The following is an 859-nucleotide window of genomic DNA, read 5'->3' on the forward strand; positions in this document are numbered from 1 at the left end:
CGGGTCGATGCGTCATGGACGCGGGTAACAGAGCCCAGTATGGGCGGCCGCTGCGCGAAGGTTTGCCCGAATGATGAGCAGATTGACCCCGCTTAGACTTCTCGCGTGACGCCAGGGCAAAAAAAAAACGGCGCATATGCGCCGGCTGTGGTTCAGGAAAATTGCGCCGTCAGACTAACGCTGTCTGAGCGGCCCGTGCTGCATCGATTCTCGCGATCATCGCCGCTTCGCGCTCGCGGTGCCGCCGGGACTTCTCCTCGCCCACGCCGTTGTGCTGCTCGATCACGTAGGCGAAACACACAGGATTGGCCGGACCGCGCCACGCCTTCCAGGCCTCCATGATGCGCGCGCGCACGTCGGGCGTGCATGCGAAGTACTCGCGACGCAGGCGACGCCATTGCTGGGCGTACAGATCGCGCATGCGTTGCTCGCTCTGGTACAGCAGCCGTTCCCGCCGTTCCCGCTCTTCATCAACCGAAAGCGCCTGGGGCACCTCAATCTGATCGCTGAAGAGCGGGTAGGCACGCTCGATCTTTTGACGAGCCCGATCCTGACGGTTCAGATGCAAGGCTTGCATCCGCGAAGTCCAGCGAAGACCTTCCGCCTTCGGAGTACGATCGAATCGCATGTCCCCTCCTCAGGCTGCAAGCCGCTCGAGTATCGCGCGGGCGTAATCCAGCGTGCCATCCTTTACCTGCAGACGACGCGCCTCGTTAAGCTCCGTGTTGACGAGCGGGTTCTGTTGCAGTAAGGGTGTCGGGACGAGAAATGTCGATATGATAAGTATTGCTTATGACACAAGGGAGTAAAACTGCTGGGAAGCAGACGACGGGTCTTTGCCCGCACATTTCATCTGTCC

At 60.4% G+C, this 859-nt stretch carries 1 protein-coding gene; it reads right to left on the reverse strand.

Annotation, left to right across the window (positions count from 1 at the left end):
• Positions 1-169: 169 nt before the first annotated feature.
• Positions 170-628: a hypothetical protein gene (locus tag AB3X89_RS39975; RefSeq protein ID WP_368588029.1), complete on the reverse strand. Its 459-nt coding sequence runs from the start codon at positions 626-628 to the stop codon at positions 170-172.
• Between the last annotated feature and the right edge of the window lie 231 nt (positions 629-859).

This window comes from Paraburkholderia sp. BR14320, from assembly GCF_040948665.1.
Lineage (GTDB): Bacteria > Pseudomonadota > Gammaproteobacteria > Burkholderiales > Burkholderiaceae > Paraburkholderia > Paraburkholderia youngii.